Source organism: Micromonospora sp. NPDC002296 (assembly GCF_040296145.1).
Taxonomy (GTDB): Bacteria; Actinomycetota; Actinomycetes; order Mycobacteriales; family Micromonosporaceae; genus Micromonospora.
This window is the reverse complement of sequence record NZ_JBEOWQ010000005.1, coordinates 52,018-70,975: the sequence shown is the minus strand read 5'-3', so window position 1 is coordinate 70,975 and position 18,958 is coordinate 52,018. Positions and strand designations below refer to the sequence as shown.

The following is an 18,958-nucleotide window of genomic DNA, read 5'->3' as shown; positions in this document are numbered from 1 at the left end:
GCACGGTGGCGCCTGACGAGGTCGACGAACGCCTGCCACGATCCCGGGTCGAACCGCAGCGTCCCGCCGTTCCGACCCCTCGCGTCCCGGACGAGGACCATGCCGGGCAGGTTTTCCGCCACCTCGCCGCAGGACCCTCCGTTGATACCGGATCGGGTCGACCTGTGCCACCGGGCCCCGGTCACGTCCATGCCTGCACCGCCTCCCTGATCAGATCGAGTGACTGCCGCCGCGAGAGTCCTCGCCCCGGACGATCTCCTACGTGCGCCGGAGTGCGACAAGGTCGTCCGCCTGGGCCACCACGCGCCTCCGGACCTGGTGATCGAGGTGCGCGACCACCGGACCGTCCGCCGGGGTGGCCAGAACGGAGCCGTCCCGCGGTCCAGAGTAGATCTCGGCGCCCTCCGGCACCACGAGATTCCGCACGTGCGAGGGATCGATGACCTTGGTCGGGTGGAGGAGCTGGTCGGGCTGCGCGCCGGCAGGGCCGGCGGATCAGTTGCGGGCGGCACGCATACCGGGACCGCCGACGGGGCAAGGTCCGTCACCACCTGCCCACGGCCGTGGGCGAGGTCGCGAAAGGTGGTGCGGTGGAACCGGTAGACGTCGCGTTCGCGGTGGTGGGGCTGGGCGCCCTGCTCGCCGGGATCCTCCCCCGGCTGCTGGAGCGCCGGCCATTGTCGATGCCGATCGCGTTCCTCGGCCTGGGCATGCTGATCTTCATCCTGCCCACCGGTCTGCCCAGCCCGGACCCGCTGGCGCATCCCGAGGTCGCCACCCACCTCACCGAGATCGGCGTGATCGTCGCGCTGATGGGTGCGGGTCTCAAGATCGACCGGCCGTTGAGCTGGGCCAGGTGGTCGTCCACCTGGCGGCTGTTGGCCATCGCGATGCCGATCTGCATCGCGGCCGTGGCGCTGCTCGGCTGGTGGTGGGCGGGCCTGGTGCCCGCCACCGCGCTGCTGCTGGGCGCGGCGCTGGCCCCGACCGACCCGGTGCTCGCCGCCGACGTGCAGGTCGGCGAGCCGACCGACGTGGAGGACTCCGAGGACGAGGTGCGCTTCGCGCTGACCTCGGAGGCCGGCCTCAACGACGGCCTGGCCTTCCCCTTCGTGTACGCGGCCATCGCGATCGCCAGCACCAGCCTCGCCCCGGCGGACTGGTTCGCCGACTGGTTCACCGTGGACGTGCTGTACAAGCTGGCCGTCGGTGTCGGCGGCGGGCTGCTGGTCGGCTGGCTGCTCGGCAAGCTGTTCTTCCGGGCCCCGAGCAAGCTGCGGCTCGCCCGGCACGCCGAGGGCTTCCTCGCGCTGGCCGCCACGTTCCTCGCGTACGGGCTGGTGGAGGTGGTCGGCGGCTACGGCTTCCTGGCCGTCTTCGTGGCGGCCCGGGCGATCCGGGCGGCGGAGCGGACCCACGAGTTCCACTCGGTGCTGCACGACTTCGCCGAGCAGATCGAGCGGCTGCTGACCGTCCTGCTGCTGCTGCTCTTCGGGGGCGCGGTGGTCGGCGGTCTGCTCGCCCCGCTGACCTGGCCGGCCGCGCTGGTCGGGCTGGCGCTGGTCTTCGTGGTCCGACCGCTGGCCGGGTGGCTGTCGCTGCGTGGCGCGCCGGGCCGACCGACGGAACACTGGGTGATCTCGCTGTTCGGCATCCGGGGCGTCGGCTCGCTCTACTACCTGGCGTACGCGACGACGAAGGCGGACTTCCCGCAGGCCGACCTGATCTGGGCCACGGTCGGTCTGGTGGTGATCGTCTCGGTGGTGGTGCACGGGGTCGCCGCCACCCCGGTCATGCAGCTCCTCGACCGCGCGGGCGAACGCACCGAGGACCCCTCCGAACGCACCGCCACTCCCACCCCCGCCTGAGCCCACCCGCGATCTTGCACTTACGGCCCGGGCATAACGGGCGAAGGCCACAGAGTGCGGGCCGTAAGTGCAAGATCGACGAGGACGGGACGGGACGGGGTGGGGTGGGGTGGGGTGGGGTGGGTCTGGGCGGTGGGTGGGTCAGGTGGGGGTCAGGCGGGTGGCCAGGGCGCGGCCCAGGTCGCGGCCCGAGCGCCAGGCGGTCTGCACCCGGGGCTTGCCGAAGGCGTCGCCGGCCAGCCCGATGCCGTCGGCGTCCAGGTGGTACGTCCCGGCCCCGCCGGGCACGGTCGGCGTGGCGTACGTCCAGCGGTGCACGTGCACGAGCGCGGCGGGCTCGGGCAGGCCGAGCAGGTCACGGACGGCCTGCTCGATGGCCCGGCCGGCCCCGGTCGGCTGGGCGAGGTGACCGGCGGCGAACGTCGGCGTGGTGTGCGCGACCAGCACCGGGGCGCCGTCGCCGCGCCGGTCACCGTCGTCGCAGACGAGCGTGAGCAGGGGATGGTCGTTGACGAACGCGCCGCGGAAGTCGGACCAGGAGCGGGCCGGGAAGCGCAGCACCGCGCTCAGCGTCGGCGACCACCGCTGCGCCTGCACGGCGGCGGTGGCCGCAGCGAGCGCCGGGTCGAGCAGCAGGGCCGCCTGCGGGCCGGGCACGGCCAGCGCCACGGCGGCGCAGGGCGAGCCGTCGACGGCCGGCCCCGGGTCGACGCCGAGCACCAGCCGGTCGACCACCACCGGCAGGTCGGCGGCCAGGTGCTCGACCAGCGACCGCAGCCCGCGCGGAGCCGCCCAGCGCACCGGCCCGGGGACCTCGCGCCGGCCCTGCGCGGAGTACGCCACGAAGGTGTCGGTCCACTCCCGGGCCAGCCCGGCGGCCGCCCAGCCGCGCACCACCTCGGCGAAGTCGGGGTCGCTGACAGTGAAGTACGCCGCGCCGATGTCCGCCGGGCGCCCGTCGAACCGCTTGCTGGCCATCCGGCCGCCCGCCACCCGGGCACGCTCCCGGATCTGCACCGGGACGCCCGCCCGGGCCAACTCGGCAGCGCACGCCACCCCGGCGATCCCCGCCCCGACCACCACGACCCGTGTCCGGTCCGCATCCATCCTGGTGATGGTAGGGCGTTTCCCGGCCGGCCCCGGCCCCGGCACGCGCGCAGCCGGCGCGCGGGGGCGGACAGGCGGAGGGACAGGCAGGGGCGCTCGCCCCGGCCCGGCCTCGCCCCGGCCCGCCCCGGCCCGCCCCGGCAACCGGGCCCGCCCGGCCGGGTGGGCCGCAAGCTCCGTTGCCGGCCTGGCAAGCTGGCGGCATGGGCGACGACCTCGACCGCGCGCTCGCCGGGGTGGGGCCCCGGCTCCGCGCGCTGCGCCGGCAGCGCGAGACCACCCTGGCCGACCTCTCGGCGGCGACCGGGATCTCGGTGAGCACCCTGTCCCGGCTGGAGTCCGGCACCCGCCGGCCGACCCTGGAGCAACTGCTCCCGTTGGCCCGGGCGCACGGCGTGACGCTCGACGACCTGGTGGGCGCACCGCCCACCGGCGATCCGCGCGTGCACCTGCGCCCGGTCAGCCGGCACGGCCTGACCATGCTCCCGCTGACCCGCCGGGCCGGCGGCATCCAGGCGTACAAGCTGGTGATCCCGGGCGGTGGTCGCCGGCGGGAACCGGATCCGCAGACCCACGAGGGCTACGAGTGGCTCTACGTGCTCAACGGCCGGCTGCGGCTCGTCCTCGGCGAGCGGGACATGGAGCTGGCCCCCGGCGAGGCGGCCGAGTTCGACACCCGGGTGCCGCACTGGTTCGGGGCCGCCGACGGCGAGCCGGTCGAGTTCCTCAGCCTCTTCGGCAGGCAGGGAGAGCGCGCCCACCTGCGCGCCCGGCCGAAGGCCCAGCACCCGCCGGAGGGCTGACCCCACGGTCGTCCAGGGCCGTGCCCGGCGTACCCGCCTCCGGACGACTTCCTTGATCGTCTGCTGTTCACCGGCACGACACGCCGATCGAACCGTCCGTAACCAGCAGACGATCAACGGCCACCCCGGCGGGGTGGGGTGTTGAGGTCCAGCAGGCGACGCGCCCGCAGGGCCGGCACAGCTCGGGCACCCGCGGCACCGGACAAGCGACCGGCCGCCGTAGCGGGAGGTCAGCGTGGCGGCAGGCGGTGCAGCTCGACCCGGTCGAGCCGTCCCGCCGCCACCCGCGCCGTCAGGTAGGTGGCGTACGGCTGGCGGCGGCGGTCGGTCGGCGAACCGGGGTTGAGCAGCCGCAGCCCGCCCGGGGCGACGGTGTCCCACGGGATGTGCGAGTGGCCGAAGACGAGCAGGTCCGCGTCGGCGTACACGGCGGCGCAACGCTCCTCGCGGCGGGCGCGCGGGCCGGTCTCGTGCACCACGGCGACCCGCAGGCCGTCCAGCTCGACCCGGGCCACCTCGGGCAGCCGGGCCCGCAGCTCGGGCCCGTCGTTGTTGCCGTACACGCCGATCAGGCGGCGGGCCCGGTCCTCGATGGCGTCGAGCAGCGCGGCGTCCACCCAGTCCCCGGCGTGCAGCACCACGTCGGCGGCGGCGATCGCCGCCCAGAGCGGCTCCGGCAGGTCGCGGGCCCGCTTCGGCACGTGGGTGTCGGCCGTGATCACCAGGCGCATACCCGCAATTCTCGCCCCCGTGGGCCGGCGGGGGCGTGACCGGGTCTTCACAGGTCGGCAACAGGCGCGTACCTTGACGGAAACGCGTGGGAGCGCTTCCACGCACATCCATCGATCCGTGGAGAATGCCCCATGCGAAGCAGACCGGCGCTCGCGGCCCTCGCCGCCGGCGCGACCACACTCACCGCCGCCGCCACCGTCGCGGTCGGCCTCGTCGGATCCGCGCCGGCCGTGGCCGCCGACTCCGTGTTCTACGTCGACCCGCAGACCAACGCCGCCCAGTGGGTGGCCGCCAATCCGGGCGACCAGCGCGCCGCGGTGATCAGGGACCGGATCGCCGCCGTCCCGCAGGCCCGCTGGTACACCCGAACCAACACCTCCACCGTACGGGCCGAGGTGGACCAGTTCGTCGGGGCCGCAGCCGTGGCGGGGAGGATCCCGATCCTGGTGGTCTACAACATCCCGAACCGGGACTGCAGCGGCGCCAGCGGCGGCGGTGCGCCGAACCACGCCAGCTATCGGCAGTGGGTCGACGAGGTGGCCGCCGGACTGGCCGGCCGGCCCGCCTCGATCGTGCTGGAACCGGACGTGCTCCCGCTGATGACGAGTTGCCAGAGCGCCGCCCAGCAGGCCGAGACGAAGGCGTCCATGGCGTACGCCGGCAAGAAGCTCAAGGCCGGTTCGGCGCAGGCGAAGGTCTACTTCGACGCCGGGCACTCGGCGTGGCTCTCCCCCTCCGACATCGCCGCCCGGCTGACCGGCGCGGACGTCGCCAACAGCGCCGACGGCATCTCGCTCAACGTCTCCAACTACCGGACCACCGCCGAGTCCGTCGGGTACGCCAAGCAGGTCATCGCCGCCACCGGCGTGTCCCGGCTGAAGGCCGTGATCGACACCAGCCGCAACGGCAACGGTCCGGCCGGCTCGGAGTGGTGCGACCCGCCGGGGCGGGCGATCGGCACCCCGAGCACCACCGCCACCGGGGACGGCACGATCGACGCGTACCTCTGGGTGAAGTTGCCCGGGGAGGCCGACGGCTGCCTCGCCGGGGCCGGCCAGTTCGTCCCGCAGCGGGCGTACGACCTGGCGGTCGCCGCCGGGCCGGTCCCGACCACCGCGCCCCCAACGACCGCGCCCCCGACCACACCGCCCCCGACCACACCGCCCCCGACCACACCACCGCCGACCACGCCGGCCCGGGGCTGCGCGGTCACCTTCACCCCGAACACCTGGACCGGCGGGTTCACCGCCGAACTGCGGGTGACCAACCGGGGCGGCTCGCTCAACTCGTGGACGGTGGCCTTCACCGCCGGCCCCGGCGTACGGCTCACCAGCGGCTGGAACGGCGAGTGGAGCCAGAACGGCGAGCAGATCACCGTGCGCAACTCGGCCTGGAACGGCAGCCTGCCGGCCGGCGGCACGCTGAGCGTCGGTTTCCAGGGCACCTACTCCGGCGGCACGCTGCCCACCCCGGTCGGCTTCACCCTCAACGGGGCCGCCTGCTCCTGACCCCGCGACGGCGACGCCGACGCGCGTCGCCCCCGCCGGACCGCGGGGCCCCGCACCCGGGGCCCCGCGGTTCCGTGCCGTCGACGGCTGACCGGGGAGCGCCCGCGCACCGGCGATCGAGGGGACGCGCTCAGGCGCCCTGGCCCTGGTTCTGCATCAGCCCGCCGTCCATGAAGTACGTAGAACCGGTCACGTAGTCGGCGTCGTCGCTGGCCAGGAAGACCGCCAGCTTGCCGATCTCCTCCGGCTGGGCGGCCCGCTTCCACGGGATGCTCTGCACCTGCTCCTGGAGGTACGCCGGGTCGTCGATGGCCTTCTGGTTGAACGGGGTGAGCACCATCCCCGGCCCGATGTTGTTGACGTTGAGGTGCATCGGCGCCACCTCCAGGGCCAGGCTCTTGGCGAACTCCAGCAGCGCGCCCTTGCTGGCGTCGTAGTCGGAGCCGCCGGCCCGGGCCACCTCCTGGTGGACCGAGGTGATGTTGATGATCTTCCCGTGGCCGCCCTGGTCCCGGCGGTGCCGGACGAACCGGCGGGAGCAGAAGAACGCCCCGTAGACGTTGGTCCGGATGGCCCGGTCCCAGGTCTCGGTGTCCAGGTCGGCCACCGGGATGCCGGAGGCGTCCACCCCGGCGTCGTTCATCAGCACGTCGAGCGCCCCGAACTCCGCCAGGGCCTCGTCGAACATCGCCTCGACCTGGGACTCCTCGGTGATGTCGCACTGCACCACCACTGCCCGCCGGCCGGCCTGCGCCACCTTGTCCCGGGTGTGGTTGGCCCCGGCGTGGTCGTGCAGGTAGTGCACCACCACGTCGGCGCCCTCGCGGGCGAACTCGATCGCCGTGGCCTGGCCGATGCCCGAGTCCGAGCCGGTGATCAGGGCGGTCCTTCCGTCGAGCCGTCCGGTCATCAGCGTGCTCCCTCCGTTCGCCCCGCGCCTGTCGGCACGGTCCGGCGCGGGCCGTCCGCGCCCTGGCGTCGCCGCTCGCCGGCCTCGGTCAGCCAGCCGGCGGCGTTGATCAGTCCGATGTGCGAGAAGGCCTGCGGGAAGTTGCCGAGCTGCTCCCCGGTGTTTTGGTCGATCTGCTCGGCGAACAGGCCCAGGTCGTTCGTCCGGCCGACGAGCGACGTGAACATCCGCTCGGCCCGGTCCAGCTCCCCGGCCAGCGCCAGGCAGCTGGCCAGCCAGAACGAGCAGATGACGAAGCCGGCCGGATCTCCGTCCCAGCGGCGCAGCAGGCCGTCGCGGGACAGCCGGGCCTCGACGACGTCCATGGTGGAGCGCATCCGGTCGTCGTCGGCGGGCAGGAACCCCACCAGCGGCATGATCAGCACCGAGGCGTCCAACTCGTCCGAGCCGAAGGCCCCGGTGTACGCGCCGAGCCGGTCGTTCCAGCCGCGGTCCAGTACCGCCGCGCGGATTTCGTCCCGGGCGGCGGCCCAGCGGGCCAGGTCGGCGGAGTCACCGAGGCGGGGGCCGAAGCGCACCGCCCGGTCCAGAGCGGTCCAGCACTGCACCTTCGACGAGACGTAGTGCCGCTCCGCGTCCCGGGCCTCCCACATCCCGGCGTCCGGGCGGTGCCAGTCGGCGACCACCTGGTCGGCGAGGGCGCGCAGGAGCTGGTGCACCTCGGGGTCCATCGGATCGAGGTAGTGGCGCATCAGCCACGCCGCGTCGAGAACTTCCCCGAGCACGTCGGTCTGCCGCTGTTTCCAGGCGTCGTTGCCGACGAGGACCGGCCGGCTGCCGGCGTACCCGGCGAGGTTGTCGAGGCGGTGCTCCGTGAGGTCCCGCTCCCCCTCCACGCCGTACATGATGGGCACCGGCTGGTTCCCGATGCGGCCCATCGCGCGAGCCACCCAGGCGAACTGCCGGTTCGCCTCGTCGGGACAGGCCGCCAGCCAGAGCGCCTGCAGGGTGAGGCTGAAGTCGCGGACCCAGACGAAGCGGTAGTCGTAGTTGCGGTCCCCGCCGAGTTGCTCGGGCAGCGAGGTCGTCGCCGCGGCGACGATCGCGCCGCTGGGCTGGTAGGTCATGCCCTGCACGACCAGCGCGCTGCGGCGCACCTGCTCCGCGAACCGGCCGTGGTACGGATGCAGCCCGGCCCAGGACCGCCAGCCCGCCACCGCCTCGGCAACCGTCGGTGCCGCGTCCGGCGTCACGGGCGGGTCGGAGTCGTAGGTCGGTCCGTACCCCAGCGTGAAGCCGTACGACTCGCCGGCCCGGACGACGAACGTCGCGGCTGCCTCGCCCTCGCCGCACCGCACGGGCACGTCGCCGCGCAGTCGCAGGCGGGCCGCGCCGGCGGTCGCCTCCACCCCGTCGTCGGTGGGCACCAGGTACGGGACGACCCGGCCGTACTCGAACCTTGGGCGATAGCGCAGCCGAACCGGCACGGCGCCGGTGACGCCCTGCACCAGCCGGGCCAGCACCCGGGGCGAGTGCAGCCCGATGTCGTGGCCACGCGCGCCGGGCTCCAGCGCCAGCGTGTCGGTCACCGCCACCGAACCGTCCCGGGTGGTGAAGACGGTCCGCAGCACCAGGGTGTCCTCCAGGTAGGAGCGTTCGGTGGTGAAGTCGCCGTCGGGCCGGATCGACCAGTGGCCCGCGTCGTCGTCGAGCAGCCGCCCGAAGACCGACGGTGCGTCGATCCGCGCCGGGCACCACCAGTTGACCGATCCGGCCCGGTCGACCAGCGCCGCGCTGCGGCCGTCGGCCAGGAAGCCGTGCTCGCTGATCCGTCCGCTGTCCACGGCCGTGCCTACCCGGCGGCGCCGACCAGCATTCGTCGGGGCACCGCCGGATGCGGCCGGACCGGTCCCGCGCGTCGTCCCTCCCGGTCGGGGCGAGTCGACCGGAGACCGGCCCGGCGCGTCGGGCATCCGGATCGCGGCTGGGCCCACCGGACCGGGGGAAGGCGGCGCGTTACCGGCCGCCGCCCGGGGGAAGGCGGGAGGTCGACGAAGGAGGATGCTCATGAACAGGCCCTCGAATCCCACCGCGACCCTGCGATCCGGAACGTCGGGCGGAAACGACCTCCCGTCCGGCCCGGCGGGCCGCCCCACCCCGCCCGGCGGCGACGGCCACGGCCCGCCGACCGGGGCCCCGACCGTGACGATCGGGTCGTACCCGGACTATCCGTCCGCGCAGCGGGTGGTGGACTACCTGGCCGACAACCGGTTCCCGGTGGAGCGCACCGCGATCGTGGGGACGAACCTCACCCTGGTCGAGACGGTGCTGGGCCGGATGACCACGGGCCGGTCGGCCCTGGTCGGCGCGGGCACCGGCGCCTGGTTCGGCCTGTTCATCGGGCTGCTCTTCGGCATCTTCACCGCCGGCAACTGGGTGGCGGTGATCCTGGTCGGCCTGGTGATCGGCGCGATCTGGGGCGCGGTGTTCGGCGCGGTCGCCCACGCGATGACCGGTGGGCAGCGGGACTTCGCTTCCGCCAGTTCCCTGCGCGCCGGCCAGTACGCGGTCACCGTCGAGGCCGACCAGGCCGACCAGGCCCGGCAGCTGCTGGGCCGGATGCACCTGACGCCCACGGGCGCGACGGCCCGCTGAGGCCGACGGCCCCGGGGCTGTCCCCGGGGCTGTCGCTCCGCCCGAATCACCCGCTCGGACCACGCGACGGGAGACCGTCACGGCATCCCCGGGCCACCCTGGCCGGGGTCGGTGGCGAGGCGCGCGTGCAGGTGTTCGTCGTGGCGGCGGCCGTCGCCGTAACGGTACGACTCGCGCAGCGTGCCCTCGACGAGGTAACCCGCCCGCCCGGCCACCCGGCAGGACGCCACGTTCGGCACGGCGTGGCAGAGCTCGATGCGGTGCAGGCCCAGCGCCGCGAAGGCCCAGGTGGTGAGCCGCCGGACCGAGCCCGTGGCGACGCCCCGACCCCGGGCGGCGGGGACGGTCCAGTAGCCGATGCTGGCGTTGCCGCCGTCGATCCGGTGCAGCGACACCGCCCCGAGCAGTTCGGCGTCGCCCGGGTCGGCCACCGCGAGGGACATGTGCTCGCCGCTCGACCAGTCCGCCCGCCGACGCACCCAGTCGCGCGCCCGCGCCTCGTCCATGTCGCCCTGCGGGTTCCACGTCGCCACCTCCGGGTCACCGAGGGCGGCCAGCACGTCGGGGGCGTCGGCCGCCCGCCAGGGGCGCAGCAGCAGGCCGGGGGCGGCGAGTACGACGTGGTCCACGGGGCAGTCTGGCACGCCGCCGGCCCGGCCACCCGGAGGTTTTCCCGGCCGCCTCCCTTCAAATCCGAAGCTTCACACCCCAATGCACGTGCCCACACCCCTAACGCAGCCAAGAGTCGGTTGTTAAATTTTGAAAGAGTGCTACTGTTTCGGCATGACGGAGAGCCTGGACGGCGAGCGGATGGCCTGCTGGCGCGCCTACATCGAGGCGAGCCAGCGACTGTTCACCCAACTCGAGGACGACCTGCGGGCCGACAGCGAGCTGAGCTTCGCCGACTACCACGTGCTGGTCCTGCTCTCCGAGGCACCGGGGCAGCGGCTGCGGATGGGCGAGCTGGCCGGCCGGTTGGTCTTCTCACCCAGCCGGTTGACGTACCAGATCTCCTCGATGCAGAAGCGCGGCCTGGTGGCCAGGGAAGCCTGCCCCGCGGACCGTCGCGGCAGCGAGGCGGTGCTCACCGCCGCCGGGCTGCTGGCGCTGCGCGAGGCCGCGCCGCACCACCTGCGCTCCGCGCGCACGCACCTGATGGACGACCTCGACGACGCCGAGATCGCCTGCCTGAACCGGGTCTTCGAACGCCTCGGCCGGCGCCTGCGCGCCGACCGCGACGGATCGTCCACCCTGAGCGAATAAGGAGTTCGAGATGCCCGCCATCACCGTCGACGACGTCCTCGTCCTGCCCCGCCTGCCCCGGCTCGACGAGACCACTGTCTACCGGCCGGTCCGCCGGCTGACCACCGCCCCCAGCGGGCACGAGGGCGAGGGCTTCCCCGTCCGCCGGGCCTTCGCCGGGGTGCCGACGCACGAGCTGGACCCGTTCCTGCACCTCGACCAGATGGGCGAGGTGGACTATGCGCCGGGCGAGCCGAAGGGCACCTCGTGGCACCCGCACCGCGGCTTCGAGACGGTGACCTACATGATCGACGGGATCATGGACCACCAGGACTCGCAGGGCGGCGGCGGCACCATCACCGACGGCGACACCCAGTGGATGACGGCCGGCAGCGGCCTGCTGCACATCGAGGCGCCGCCGGAGCACCTGGTGGCCAGCGGGGGCCTCTTCCACGGGCTCCAGCTCTGGGTGAACCTGCCGAAGGTGGCGAAGATGATGCCGCCGCGGTACCAGGACATCCGCGGTCGGGAGTCGGCGCTGCTCACCACGCCGGACGGCGGCGCGCTGATCCGGGTCATCTCGGGCGAGGTGGCCGGGCACCGGGGGCCGGGCTCGACCCACACCCCGATCAGCATCGCCCACGTGACGGTGCAGCCCGGCGCCGAGCTGACCCTGCCCTGGCAGCCGGACTTCAACGCGCTGGTCTACGTGCTCGCCGGACGCGGCACGGTCGGCACCGACCGCCGGCCCTTCCACACCGGCCAGCTCGCCACCCACGGCGCGGGCGACGCGCTGCGGGTCACCGCCGACCGGAAGCAGGACTCCAACACCCCCGCCCTGGAGCTCTACGTGATGGGCGGGCGGCCGATCCGGGAGCCCGTGGCGCACTACGGCCCGTTCGTGATGAACACCCGCGACGAGCTGATCCAGGCGTTCGAGGACTTCCAGGCCGGCCGGCTCGGGGTGGTCCCGGCCGAGCGGCTGCCGCACACCGGCGGCCAGGGCGACCGCCCCTGACCGCAGGACGTGACGGGCGTCACCGGGGCTGCCCCGGTGGCGCCCGCCGGCGGGCGCAGGAGACCGCGAAGATCCCCGCCACCCCCAGCAGCACCATCACCAACACGGCCACCAGGGCCCCCCGCTCGCTCTCCACCGGCTGTTCGCGGTCCTCGGTCACGGCGTCGGTCTGCTCGATGGGCATCGTGTGGCCTCCTCGGTGTTTCGCGTCAGGGTCGTCGGGCGTCGCGCGGAAAACGTCGGCCAGGTCACCGGGGGTGCCGGCCGGCGTGCGGGCCCGGCGCGAGAGGCCTACCGTGAGGACGTCGTCGACCTCGGGAGGATGGAGCGTGCCGATGCGGGACTGGTTCCTCACCGCGCAGGAACGCGCCAACCCAGCCTCCGAGTTACCCGTCTGGACGACCGGAAACCTCGCCGAGCCGCTGATTCACGGCGCGGCGTACTTCGACCGGCTGGTCAGCGAGGTGGAGGCGCTTCAGGAGGGCGACCACCTCTTCTTCACCGACTGGCGCGGCGACCCCGACGAACGGATGCGCCCGGACGGGCCGACCGTGGCCCAGCTCTTCAGCCGCGCCGCCCAGCGCGGCGTGGTGGTCAAGGGCCTGCTCTGGCGCTCGCACCTGGACTCGTTGTCGTTCAGCGAGGCCGAGAACCGCAGCCTCAGCGAGACGATCTGCGCGGCCGGCGGAGAGGTGCTGCTCGACCAGCGGGTCCGCCGCGGCGGCTCGCACCACCAGAAGCTGGTGGTGCTGCGCCATCTCGCCGCCCCCGAGCGGGACGTCGCCTTCGCCGGCGGGATCGACCTGTGCCACAGCCGCCGGGACGATGCCGAGCACCACGGCGACCCGCAGGCGGTCGGGATGTCCCCCCGGTACGGCGACACCCCGCCCTGGCACGACGTGCAGCTCGCCCTGCGCGGGCCGGTGGTCGGCGCGCTGGACACGGTCTTCCGGGAACGGTGGACCGACCCCATGCCGCTGGACTCGGAGAATCCGCTGGCGTACCTGCGGGACCGGCTGCGCGGCTCGGACCTGCGCCCGGACCCGCTGCCCGAGAAGCCGGCCGACCCCCCGCCGTGCGGCCCGCACCGGATCCAGGTGCTGCGCACCTACCCGGCGGTGCGCCCGCGCTACTCCTTCGCCCCCGACGGCGAGCGCACGGTGGCGCGCGGCTACACCAAGGCCGTACGCCGGGCCCGCCGGCTGATCTACCTGGAGGACCAGTACCTCTGGTCGACCGAGGTGGCCGACCTGTTCGCCCGGGCGCTGCGCGACAACCCGGACCTGCACCTGGTGGCGGTCGTCCCACGGCACCCGGACGTGGACGGTCGGTTCGCCCTGCCGCCGAACATGGTCGGCCGGGAGCAGGCGCTGGCCCTGTGTGGCAAAGCCGCCCCGGACCGGGTGCACGTCTTCGACGTGGAGAACCATGCGGGCGACCCCGTGTACGTGCACGCCAAGGTGTGCGTGATCGACGACGCGTGGGCCAGCGTGGGCAGCGACAACCTCAACCGCCGCTCGTGGACCCACGACAGCGAGCTGTCCTGCGCGGTGCTCGACGACACCCGGGACGAGCGGGCCCCGCTGGACCCGGGCGGCCTCGGCGACGGGGCCCGACTGTTCGCCCGGGAGCTGCGACTGCGGCTGTGGCGCGAGCACCTGGACCTGGACCCGGACGGCGGCGCGGACGACGGCCTGCTGGACCCGGCGTCGGCGGTCGAGACGATCACCGCGTCGGCCGACGCGCTGCAACGCTGGCACGACTCGGGCCGGGTCGGGCCCCGGCCGCCGGGCCGGCTGCGCCCGCACCGGCCGGAGCGGCTGCCCTGGTACACCCGGGCGTGGGCGCTGCCCGCGTACCGGCTGGTCTACGACCCGGACGGCAGGCCGCTGCGGGCCCGGCTGGCCGGCACCTGGTGACCGGCCTGGCCGACCGTCGCCGCCGGGCTGCGGGCGAGCACGCTCTCCCCGCCTGGGTACGCGAACGACGCGCGCGGTGAGTAGAAGCCGGCGGCGATGACCAGCGGGTTGGCCGGGCGGAGCGGGTAGACCGGGTGGTCCGGGTCGAAGAAGTCCACCGACTCGACCTCGAACGGGGCCACCGGCTCGGCCAGGTACGGATAGACGCCGCTGACCAGGGCGTCGCCCCGGCCCGTCAGGTAGCGGTGGTGGCCGCTGCGGATGACGTGCCCGGTGTCGCCGACCCGGGCCCGGGTGCGGATCAGGGGCACCCCGTCGACCTCGGTCTGCGCCACCAGCGTGTCGCCCCGCTGCTCCAGCCAGGTGCGCCCGGCGGCGACCGGGGCGCCGCGCGCGGCGGCGTACCCGCGCACCCGGGGGCTGGAGCAGAGGTAGTGCGTCCACCAGCCGCCCGCCATGGGGCGGTCCGGGGCGTCGAGGCCGGCGACCGACACGCCGAGATAGGTCAGCGAGTACGCGCCGAACCCGGAGGTCTGGGTCTCGTCGTCGACCACGTACTGGTTCATGAAGACCCGGCGGTCCTGCTCGGCGCGCAGGCCTGCCGGCAGCAGGGCGGCGATCACGTCCGGGTCCGCCGGCAGCCAGCTCAGATAGATCATCCGGCTGTGCACGACGAGGTGCGGATCGGCGGGGTCGAGCACGCTGCCTCCGGGCCAGGGGGATTTCCCCGCGACGCTACGGGCGGCCCCTCGGGCGGACAAGGACGGAAAGCCGACAGGCGGGCCCGTCTGTCGGCTTTCATGTTGACGTGGGACAGGCACACATCGGCCGATCGGGCACCACGCCCGGGCTGGCCGGCCGCGTGCGGTCCCTGACCTCCCGCGCGGACCTCGCCACAGGGGCGGGGACGGTCGCCGGACGGTCGCGCGGCGTGACCCGTCCGGCCCGCGCCGGACTGACCGATCGGCCCGCGAACCGGTAATCACGATCACATCTTCCGGCCTCTACGCACCTTTCGCGAGGCTTGTTCCCGTAAGTACCTTAAGTACATCGTACTTTCGGCTAGATTTTGGGGAGCCGATCAGGCTAAGGTGGGTCCCGAACGGACGATCTGAATCTAAACCACAGCGTCACGTCTTTATCCGCGGACGAGGTGCAGGGAGGACCACCGAATGACCGCGCCAACGATCAGCGAGCAGACGAAGACAGCGCCGGCCGCCACCAAGAAGCTGGACCCGCGAGCGCTCACCGACAGCGCGGCCGACGTCCTCAACGCGATGGCAGCGCTGCCCGCCAACCACCCATCGCGCGCCGCACTGCGGGACAAGGCGATCGAAGCCTGGCTGCCGCTCGCCAACCACCTCGCCCACCGCTACAGCGGCCGGGGGGAGCCCACCGACGACCTGGCGCAGACGGCCGCCATCGGCCTGATCAAGGCCATCGACAAGTTCGACCCGTCCCGCGGCGTCGACTTCGCCGGCTACGCCATCCCCACCATCATCGGCGAGCTCAAGCGCCACTTCCGCGACCGCACCTGGGACATCCGGGTGCCGCGTCGCCTCCAGGAGCTGCGGCTGGCCATCTCCGACGCCAACAGCTCGCTGCTGCAGACGCTGGGGCGCTCCCCGACGGTCGCCGACATCGCCGCCCACCTGAAGGTCACCGAGGAAGAGGTCCTGGAGGGCCTGGAGGGTGCCCGCGCGTACAACGCGGTGTCGCTGTCCACCCCGACCGGCGACGGCGACCGGGCCACCGAACTGGGTGACATGCTCGGCGGCGAGGACGGCGAGTTCGAGCTGGCCGAGCTGCGGGTGGCCCTGGGCCCGGCGCTCGCCACGCTGGACGAGCGCGAGCAGAAGATCCTCACCCTGCGCTTCTACGGCAACCTGACCCAGTCGCAGATCGCCGATCAGATCGGCGTCTCGCAGATGCACGTGTCCCGGCTGCTGGCCCGGGCGCTGACCAAGCTGCGCGGGCAGCTCGACGGCACGTACTAGGGGCACCACCGGTGGTCCGGTCGGCGGGCCTGACCACCGGTGAACCCGCAAGGCCCGGTCGGCGATGCGCCGACCGGGCCTTCGCCGTGCCGGGCCTGCCCGCTCCGGTCCTTGACCCGCCGAGTCAGACCCCCGCCGGCTCTCGCCACATGGGGTAGAACGGGGTGCCGTCCGGCAGCCGGAAGCTCTCCCGCGTCCGGTAGCCGTGCCGGGCGTACAGGTCCCGGCCGATCTCGCTGCTCGCCTCCAGGTAGCCCGGCGCCCCGTCGGCGTCCAGCCTGGCATGGTGGTGCCGCAGCAACGCGGAGCCGAGCCCCTGCCCCTGCCGGTCCGGGGCGACGGCGAGGAAGGCCAGGTGGTGGTGGTCGGCGTGCGGGTGGTTGGCGGCGAACAGCACATCGAGGTGCCGGAACCGCTCGACCCACTCCCCGCAGGCGGCGGCCAGCCGGGCGTCGTAGTCCGCCGGCGGCGGGACCTCGCCGCCGACCTGCGGGAACCACACGGCCACCGCCGCCCGGTCCGCGGTGGCGTGGACGTGGCCGTGCGCCATCGCGTGCCCGACCAGGATCTCGAAGTTGTCGGCCAGCACGGTCTCCCGCTCGGAGTCGTCCGGCACCAGCCACCGGGTCGCCGGGAGCACCAGGAACGCCCGGGCGATCCGCTCGGCCACCAGCCGGGTCTCGGCCGCGCCGAGGCGCTCGACGCGCACGTCGCTCACCGCCGACTCCCCGTCCCCGCCGGGGCCTGCTCACCGGCGGGACCCGACGGGACCAGCATGGCCGCGCTCTCCGCGCCCATTCCGATCCGGGCGTAGGCGTCCGGCCGTCTGCGGCGCAGCACCAGCGCCCAGTGCAGGCCGAGCAGCGCCACCACCGGGAACGCCGCCGGAACGGCCCAGCGGAGCACGGAGTCGGGTGCCACGCCGAGCAGGACGGCGAAGTTGTCCAACGCCACGATGATGATGGCGACCAGCGCCACGGCGGCCAGCCCGGGGGCGACCAACCGCCGCCACAGGCTCTCCTCGACGCGGGTCCGGGCGAAGTACGCGATCACCGCGATGGAGGTGGTGGCGATCAGCAGCAGCACGCCGAAGCCGCCGCCGACGCCGGTGTAGTAGAAGAGCTGGCGCACCGGGTCCCAGCCGTTGGTCGCGTACAGCAGGATCACCAGCAGGCCGAGGACGCTCTGCGCGAGCGAGGCGACCCGGGGCGACCCGGTGCGCGGCGAGGTCCGCCCGAACGCCTCCGGCAGCACCCGCTCCCGGCCGAGCGCGAAGATGTACCGGGCGGTGGTGTTGTGGAACGAGATCATCGCGGCCAGCACGGAGGTCATGAACAGCGCCTGGCCGATGGCGACGGCGGTGTCGCCGAGGTGCGCCCCGGCCAGGTTGAAGATCAGCTCGACGCTCTGCTCGCCGGCCTGCGCGGCGACCTGGTCCGGGCCGGTGGCCACGGTCATGGTCCACGACGACAGTGCGTAGATCCCGGCGATGACGGCCACCGACACGTAGGTGGCCCTCGGGACGGTGCGCTTCGGGTCCTTGCTCTCCTCGCTGAACACCACCGCGGACTCGAAGCCGACGAAGCCGGTCGCGGCGATCACCAGCAGCGCGCCCGCGCCCGGGACGAGCAGGCTGTCCGGGGAGAGGGCGGCGAAGCTCGCCGAGCCGCCGGCCGGGTGGTTGAGCTGCCCCAGGTCGAACACGAGGATCACCGCGATCTCGGCGACCAGCAGCACCGCGAGCACCATGCCGTTGACGTCGACCCGGAGCAGGCCGAGCACGGCGACCATGGCCCAGGCGGCCAGCGCCACCACCCACCAGGCCGGGTCGACGTCGAAGAGCCGTTGCAGCACCGGGGAGGCCGCCGCTCCGATCGCGCCGTACAGCCCGACCTGGAGCGCGTTGTACGACATCATGGCGATCCAGGCCGCGCCGACGCCGGCCGGCCGGCCCAGTCCCCGGGAGACGTACGCGTAGAACGCACCGGCGTTCTCCACCCGGCGGGCCATCGCCACGTAGCCGACGGAGAACAGGGCGAGCACCGCCCCGACCACCAGGAAGGCCAGCGGCATGCCGGTGACGCCGGTGACGGCGTAGCCGGTGGTGACCACGCCGGCCACCACGGTCAGCGGGGCGGCCGCGGACAGCACGAAGAAGATCACCGACGGCACACCGAGCCGACCGCGGGCCAACGCGTCGGAGACGTTGCTCGGTCGTTGGACGGTCGCTGTTGGGGACATTGGGGGTGCTCCGGTTCCAGGGAGGGGTGAGGGCCCGGCCGGTCAGGGCATGCCGCGCAGCACCGACGCGCCCACGGCGGCCTCGGCGTGCGCGACGAGCTCCTTCAGCGGCGGGGGCAACGCGGGGATGAGGACGCCGAGCCGGTGCTGGGCGCGGGGGTTGGCGCTCCAGAGCACCTCGCGGGTGAGCCCGGCGGCGGAAACCAGGCCGAAGAGCAGCGCGTCCGGCACGGCCGGCGGCTCCGGCCGGTCCAGCAGGGCCCGCAGCCGGGTGGCCGGCCAGGCCACCGCGTTCAGGTCGATCGGTACGTAGCCGATGGTGGTACGCAGCAACCGACGGCTCTCCTGCCGGTGCAGCACCCCGGCCCGGGCCAGCCGCTCCGCCACCGACGTCGCCGCGGACTGCCCGAGGAAGCTCAGCCAGGTGCGGACCGACTGGTGCTGGGGCTCACCGATCAACTGGTCCAGCACCGTGTGCGCCAGGGCGTCGGCCGGCGGGCGGCGGTCCGTCACCGTCACGTTGCCGGTGCTGACGGTGATCCGGCCGGACAGGACCAGCTCGCCGAGGAGCCCGGCCGCCAGGCAGATGCCCACCGCGCTGGGGTGCAGCTTCGCCCGGCCCCGGCTGTCGTTGTGGGCGATCAGATAGAACTCGTCGGCGGTGAGCAAACGAGCCTCCCGAACGGATTGTCCACAACAGATCAACGCCGGGTGAAAGGATGCACGCCCTCTGTTTGCAACGCAACTCCCAGCCTTGACAGTTGCACTCCGTGCACATGCGACCTGCGATTCCTGTCGCGACGGACTCGGAGGGTGACCGCCGGCCCGATCGTCCGTGCCGCGCCGGCGCTCCACCGGGTCACCGGGGACCACGCCGAGGCGTTGATCGAGAACGCGACGCGGCACACCCACCCGCCGGTCCTCGGCGCGGCACGCCCCGACTGACGCGCGCGCCGTC

General features: G+C 73.8%; 19 protein-coding genes and 2 pseudogenes. 9 read left to right on the top strand and 12 right to left on the bottom strand.

From position 1 onward, the window contains the following. Positions 1–5: 5 nt before the first annotated feature. Positions 6–185: pseudogene (locus tag ABT023_RS06175) on the bottom strand (DUF397 domain-containing protein); the annotation flags it as partial. After that, a pseudogene (locus ABT023_RS06170) lies at positions 182–429 on the bottom strand (Scr1 family TA system antitoxin-like transcriptional regulator); the annotation flags it as partial. The pseudogenes ABT023_RS06170 and ABT023_RS06175, both read right to left, overlap by 4 nt. 161 nt (positions 430–590) lie before the next feature. Here ABT023_RS06170 and ABT023_RS06165 point away from each other — a divergent pair. Beyond that, on the top strand, positions 591–1,868 hold the full coding sequence (locus ABT023_RS06165) for a cation:proton antiporter (protein WP_350882232.1): 1,278 nt from the start codon (positions 591–593) through the stop codon (positions 1,866–1,868). Between the two features lie 141 nt (positions 1,869–2,009). Here the strand turns inward: ABT023_RS06165 and ABT023_RS06160 are convergent, their stop codons facing one another. Beyond that, on the bottom strand, positions 2,010–2,975 hold the full coding sequence (locus ABT023_RS06160) for an NAD(P)/FAD-dependent oxidoreductase (protein WP_350882230.1): 966 nt from the start codon (positions 2,973–2,975) through the stop codon (positions 2,010–2,012). Between the two features lie 203 nt (positions 2,976–3,178). On the opposite strand from ABT023_RS06160, the gene ABT023_RS06155 reads away from it, so the two are divergent. Beyond that, the gene (locus tag ABT023_RS06155; RefSeq protein WP_350882228.1) at positions 3,179–3,778 is read left to right on the top strand and encodes a helix-turn-helix domain-containing protein; all 600 of its coding nucleotides are present in this window, start codon (positions 3,179–3,181) and stop codon (positions 3,776–3,778) included. A gap of 230 nt (positions 3,779–4,008) precedes the next feature. On the opposite strand, the gene ABT023_RS06150 is transcribed toward ABT023_RS06155, so the two are convergent. Further along, complete coding sequence (locus ABT023_RS06150; RefSeq protein WP_350882226.1) at positions 4,009–4,509, bottom strand: metallophosphoesterase family protein; 501 nt, start codon at positions 4,507–4,509, stop codon at positions 4,009–4,011. Positions 4,510–4,641: 132 nt separating this feature from the next. Here ABT023_RS06150 and ABT023_RS06145 point away from each other — a divergent pair, with 132 nt between their 5' ends. Beyond that, positions 4,642–6,018, top strand: a complete 1,377-nt coding sequence (locus ABT023_RS06145) for a glycoside hydrolase family 6 protein (RefSeq protein ID WP_350882224.1) — start codon at positions 4,642–4,644, stop codon at positions 6,016–6,018. Positions 6,019–6,148: 130 nt separating this feature from the next. On the opposite strand, the gene ABT023_RS06140 is transcribed toward ABT023_RS06145, so the two are convergent. Further along, entirely contained in the window at positions 6,149–6,928 is a 780-nt protein-coding gene (locus ABT023_RS06140) for a glucose 1-dehydrogenase (RefSeq protein WP_350882222.1), read from the bottom strand. Further along, the gene (locus ABT023_RS06135; RefSeq protein WP_350882220.1) at positions 6,928–8,772 is read right to left on the bottom strand and encodes a glycoside hydrolase family 15 protein; all 1,845 of its coding nucleotides are present in this window, start codon (positions 8,770–8,772) and stop codon (positions 6,928–6,930) included. Before ABT023_RS06135 ends, ABT023_RS06140 begins: the two co-directional genes overlap by 1 nt. A gap of 223 nt (positions 8,773–8,995) precedes the next feature. Here ABT023_RS06135 and ABT023_RS06130 point away from each other — a divergent pair, with 223 nt between their 5' ends. After that, positions 8,996–9,583: a general stress protein gene (locus ABT023_RS06130; RefSeq protein ID WP_350882218.1), complete on the top strand. Its 588-nt coding sequence runs from the start codon at positions 8,996–8,998 to the stop codon at positions 9,581–9,583. 77 nt (positions 9,584–9,660) lie between these two features. Here ABT023_RS06130 and ABT023_RS06125 read toward each other — a convergent pair whose 3' ends face one another. After that, a complete protein-coding gene (locus ABT023_RS06125) occupies positions 9,661–10,212 on the bottom strand; it encodes a GNAT family N-acetyltransferase (protein ID WP_350882216.1) in 552 nt (183 codons plus the stop codon). Between the two features lie 154 nt (positions 10,213–10,366). On the opposite strand from ABT023_RS06125, the gene ABT023_RS06120 reads away from it, so the two are divergent. Both ABT023_RS06120 and ABT023_RS06115 read left to right on the top strand, forming a co-directional pair. Then, positions 10,367–10,846: a MarR family winged helix-turn-helix transcriptional regulator gene (locus tag ABT023_RS06120; RefSeq protein ID WP_350882214.1), complete on the top strand. Its 480-nt coding sequence runs from the start codon at positions 10,367–10,369 to the stop codon at positions 10,844–10,846. A gap of 10 nt (positions 10,847–10,856) precedes the next feature. Next, the gene (locus ABT023_RS06115; protein ID WP_350882212.1) at positions 10,857–11,843 is read left to right on the top strand and encodes a pirin family protein; all 987 of its coding nucleotides are present in this window, start codon (positions 10,857–10,859) and stop codon (positions 11,841–11,843) included. Between the two features lie 19 nt (positions 11,844–11,862). Here the strand turns inward: ABT023_RS06115 and ABT023_RS06110 are convergent, their stop codons facing one another. Next, complete coding sequence (locus tag ABT023_RS06110; protein ID WP_350882556.1) at positions 11,863–12,027, bottom strand: hypothetical protein; 165 nt, start codon at positions 12,025–12,027, stop codon at positions 11,863–11,865. Between the two features lie 145 nt (positions 12,028–12,172). On the opposite strand from ABT023_RS06110, the gene ABT023_RS06105 reads away from it, so the two are divergent. Further along, on the top strand, positions 12,173–13,762 hold the full coding sequence (locus tag ABT023_RS06105) for a phospholipase D family protein (RefSeq protein ID WP_350882210.1): 1,590 nt from the start codon (positions 12,173–12,175) through the stop codon (positions 13,760–13,762). On the opposite strand, the gene ABT023_RS06100 is transcribed toward ABT023_RS06105, so the two are convergent. Beyond that, positions 13,711–14,463: a hypothetical protein gene (locus ABT023_RS06100; RefSeq protein ID WP_350882208.1), complete on the bottom strand. Its 753-nt coding sequence runs from the start codon at positions 14,461–14,463 to the stop codon at positions 13,711–13,713. The genes ABT023_RS06105 and ABT023_RS06100 overlap by 52 nt on opposite strands. Positions 14,464–14,934: 471 nt before the next feature. Here ABT023_RS06100 and ABT023_RS06095 point away from each other — a divergent pair, with 471 nt between their 5' ends. Further along, complete coding sequence (locus ABT023_RS06095) at positions 14,935–15,759, top strand: SigB/SigF/SigG family RNA polymerase sigma factor (protein WP_350882206.1); 825 nt, start codon at positions 14,935–14,937, stop codon at positions 15,757–15,759. Positions 15,760–15,883: 124 nt separating this feature from the next. On the opposite strand, the gene ABT023_RS06090 is transcribed toward ABT023_RS06095, so the two are convergent. The 3 genes from ABT023_RS06090 to ABT023_RS06080 are packed head-to-tail and all read right to left on the bottom strand — an operon-like array spanning position 15,884 to position 18,669. Continuing rightward, positions 15,884–16,477 carry a GNAT family N-acetyltransferase gene (locus tag ABT023_RS06090; protein WP_350882204.1) on the bottom strand — a complete coding sequence of 198 codons (594 nt, stop codon included), beginning with the start codon at positions 16,475–16,477 and terminating at the stop codon, positions 15,884–15,886. After that, complete coding sequence (locus tag ABT023_RS06085; protein WP_350882202.1) at positions 16,474–18,000, bottom strand: APC family permease; 1,527 nt, start codon at positions 17,998–18,000, stop codon at positions 16,474–16,476. The genes ABT023_RS06090 and ABT023_RS06085 overlap by 4 nt, the downstream gene beginning before the upstream one ends. 42 nt (positions 18,001–18,042) lie before the next feature. Continuing rightward, positions 18,043–18,669: a GOLPH3/VPS74 family protein gene (locus ABT023_RS06080; RefSeq protein WP_350882200.1), complete on the bottom strand. Its 627-nt coding sequence runs from the start codon at positions 18,667–18,669 to the stop codon at positions 18,043–18,045. Between the two features lie 144 nt (positions 18,670–18,813). Here ABT023_RS06080 and ABT023_RS06075 point away from each other — a divergent pair, with 144 nt between their 5' ends. Then, complete coding sequence (locus ABT023_RS06075) at positions 18,814–18,945, top strand: hypothetical protein (RefSeq protein ID WP_350882198.1); 132 nt, start codon at positions 18,814–18,816, stop codon at positions 18,943–18,945. The last annotated feature ends 13 nt before the right edge of the window (positions 18,946–18,958 follow it).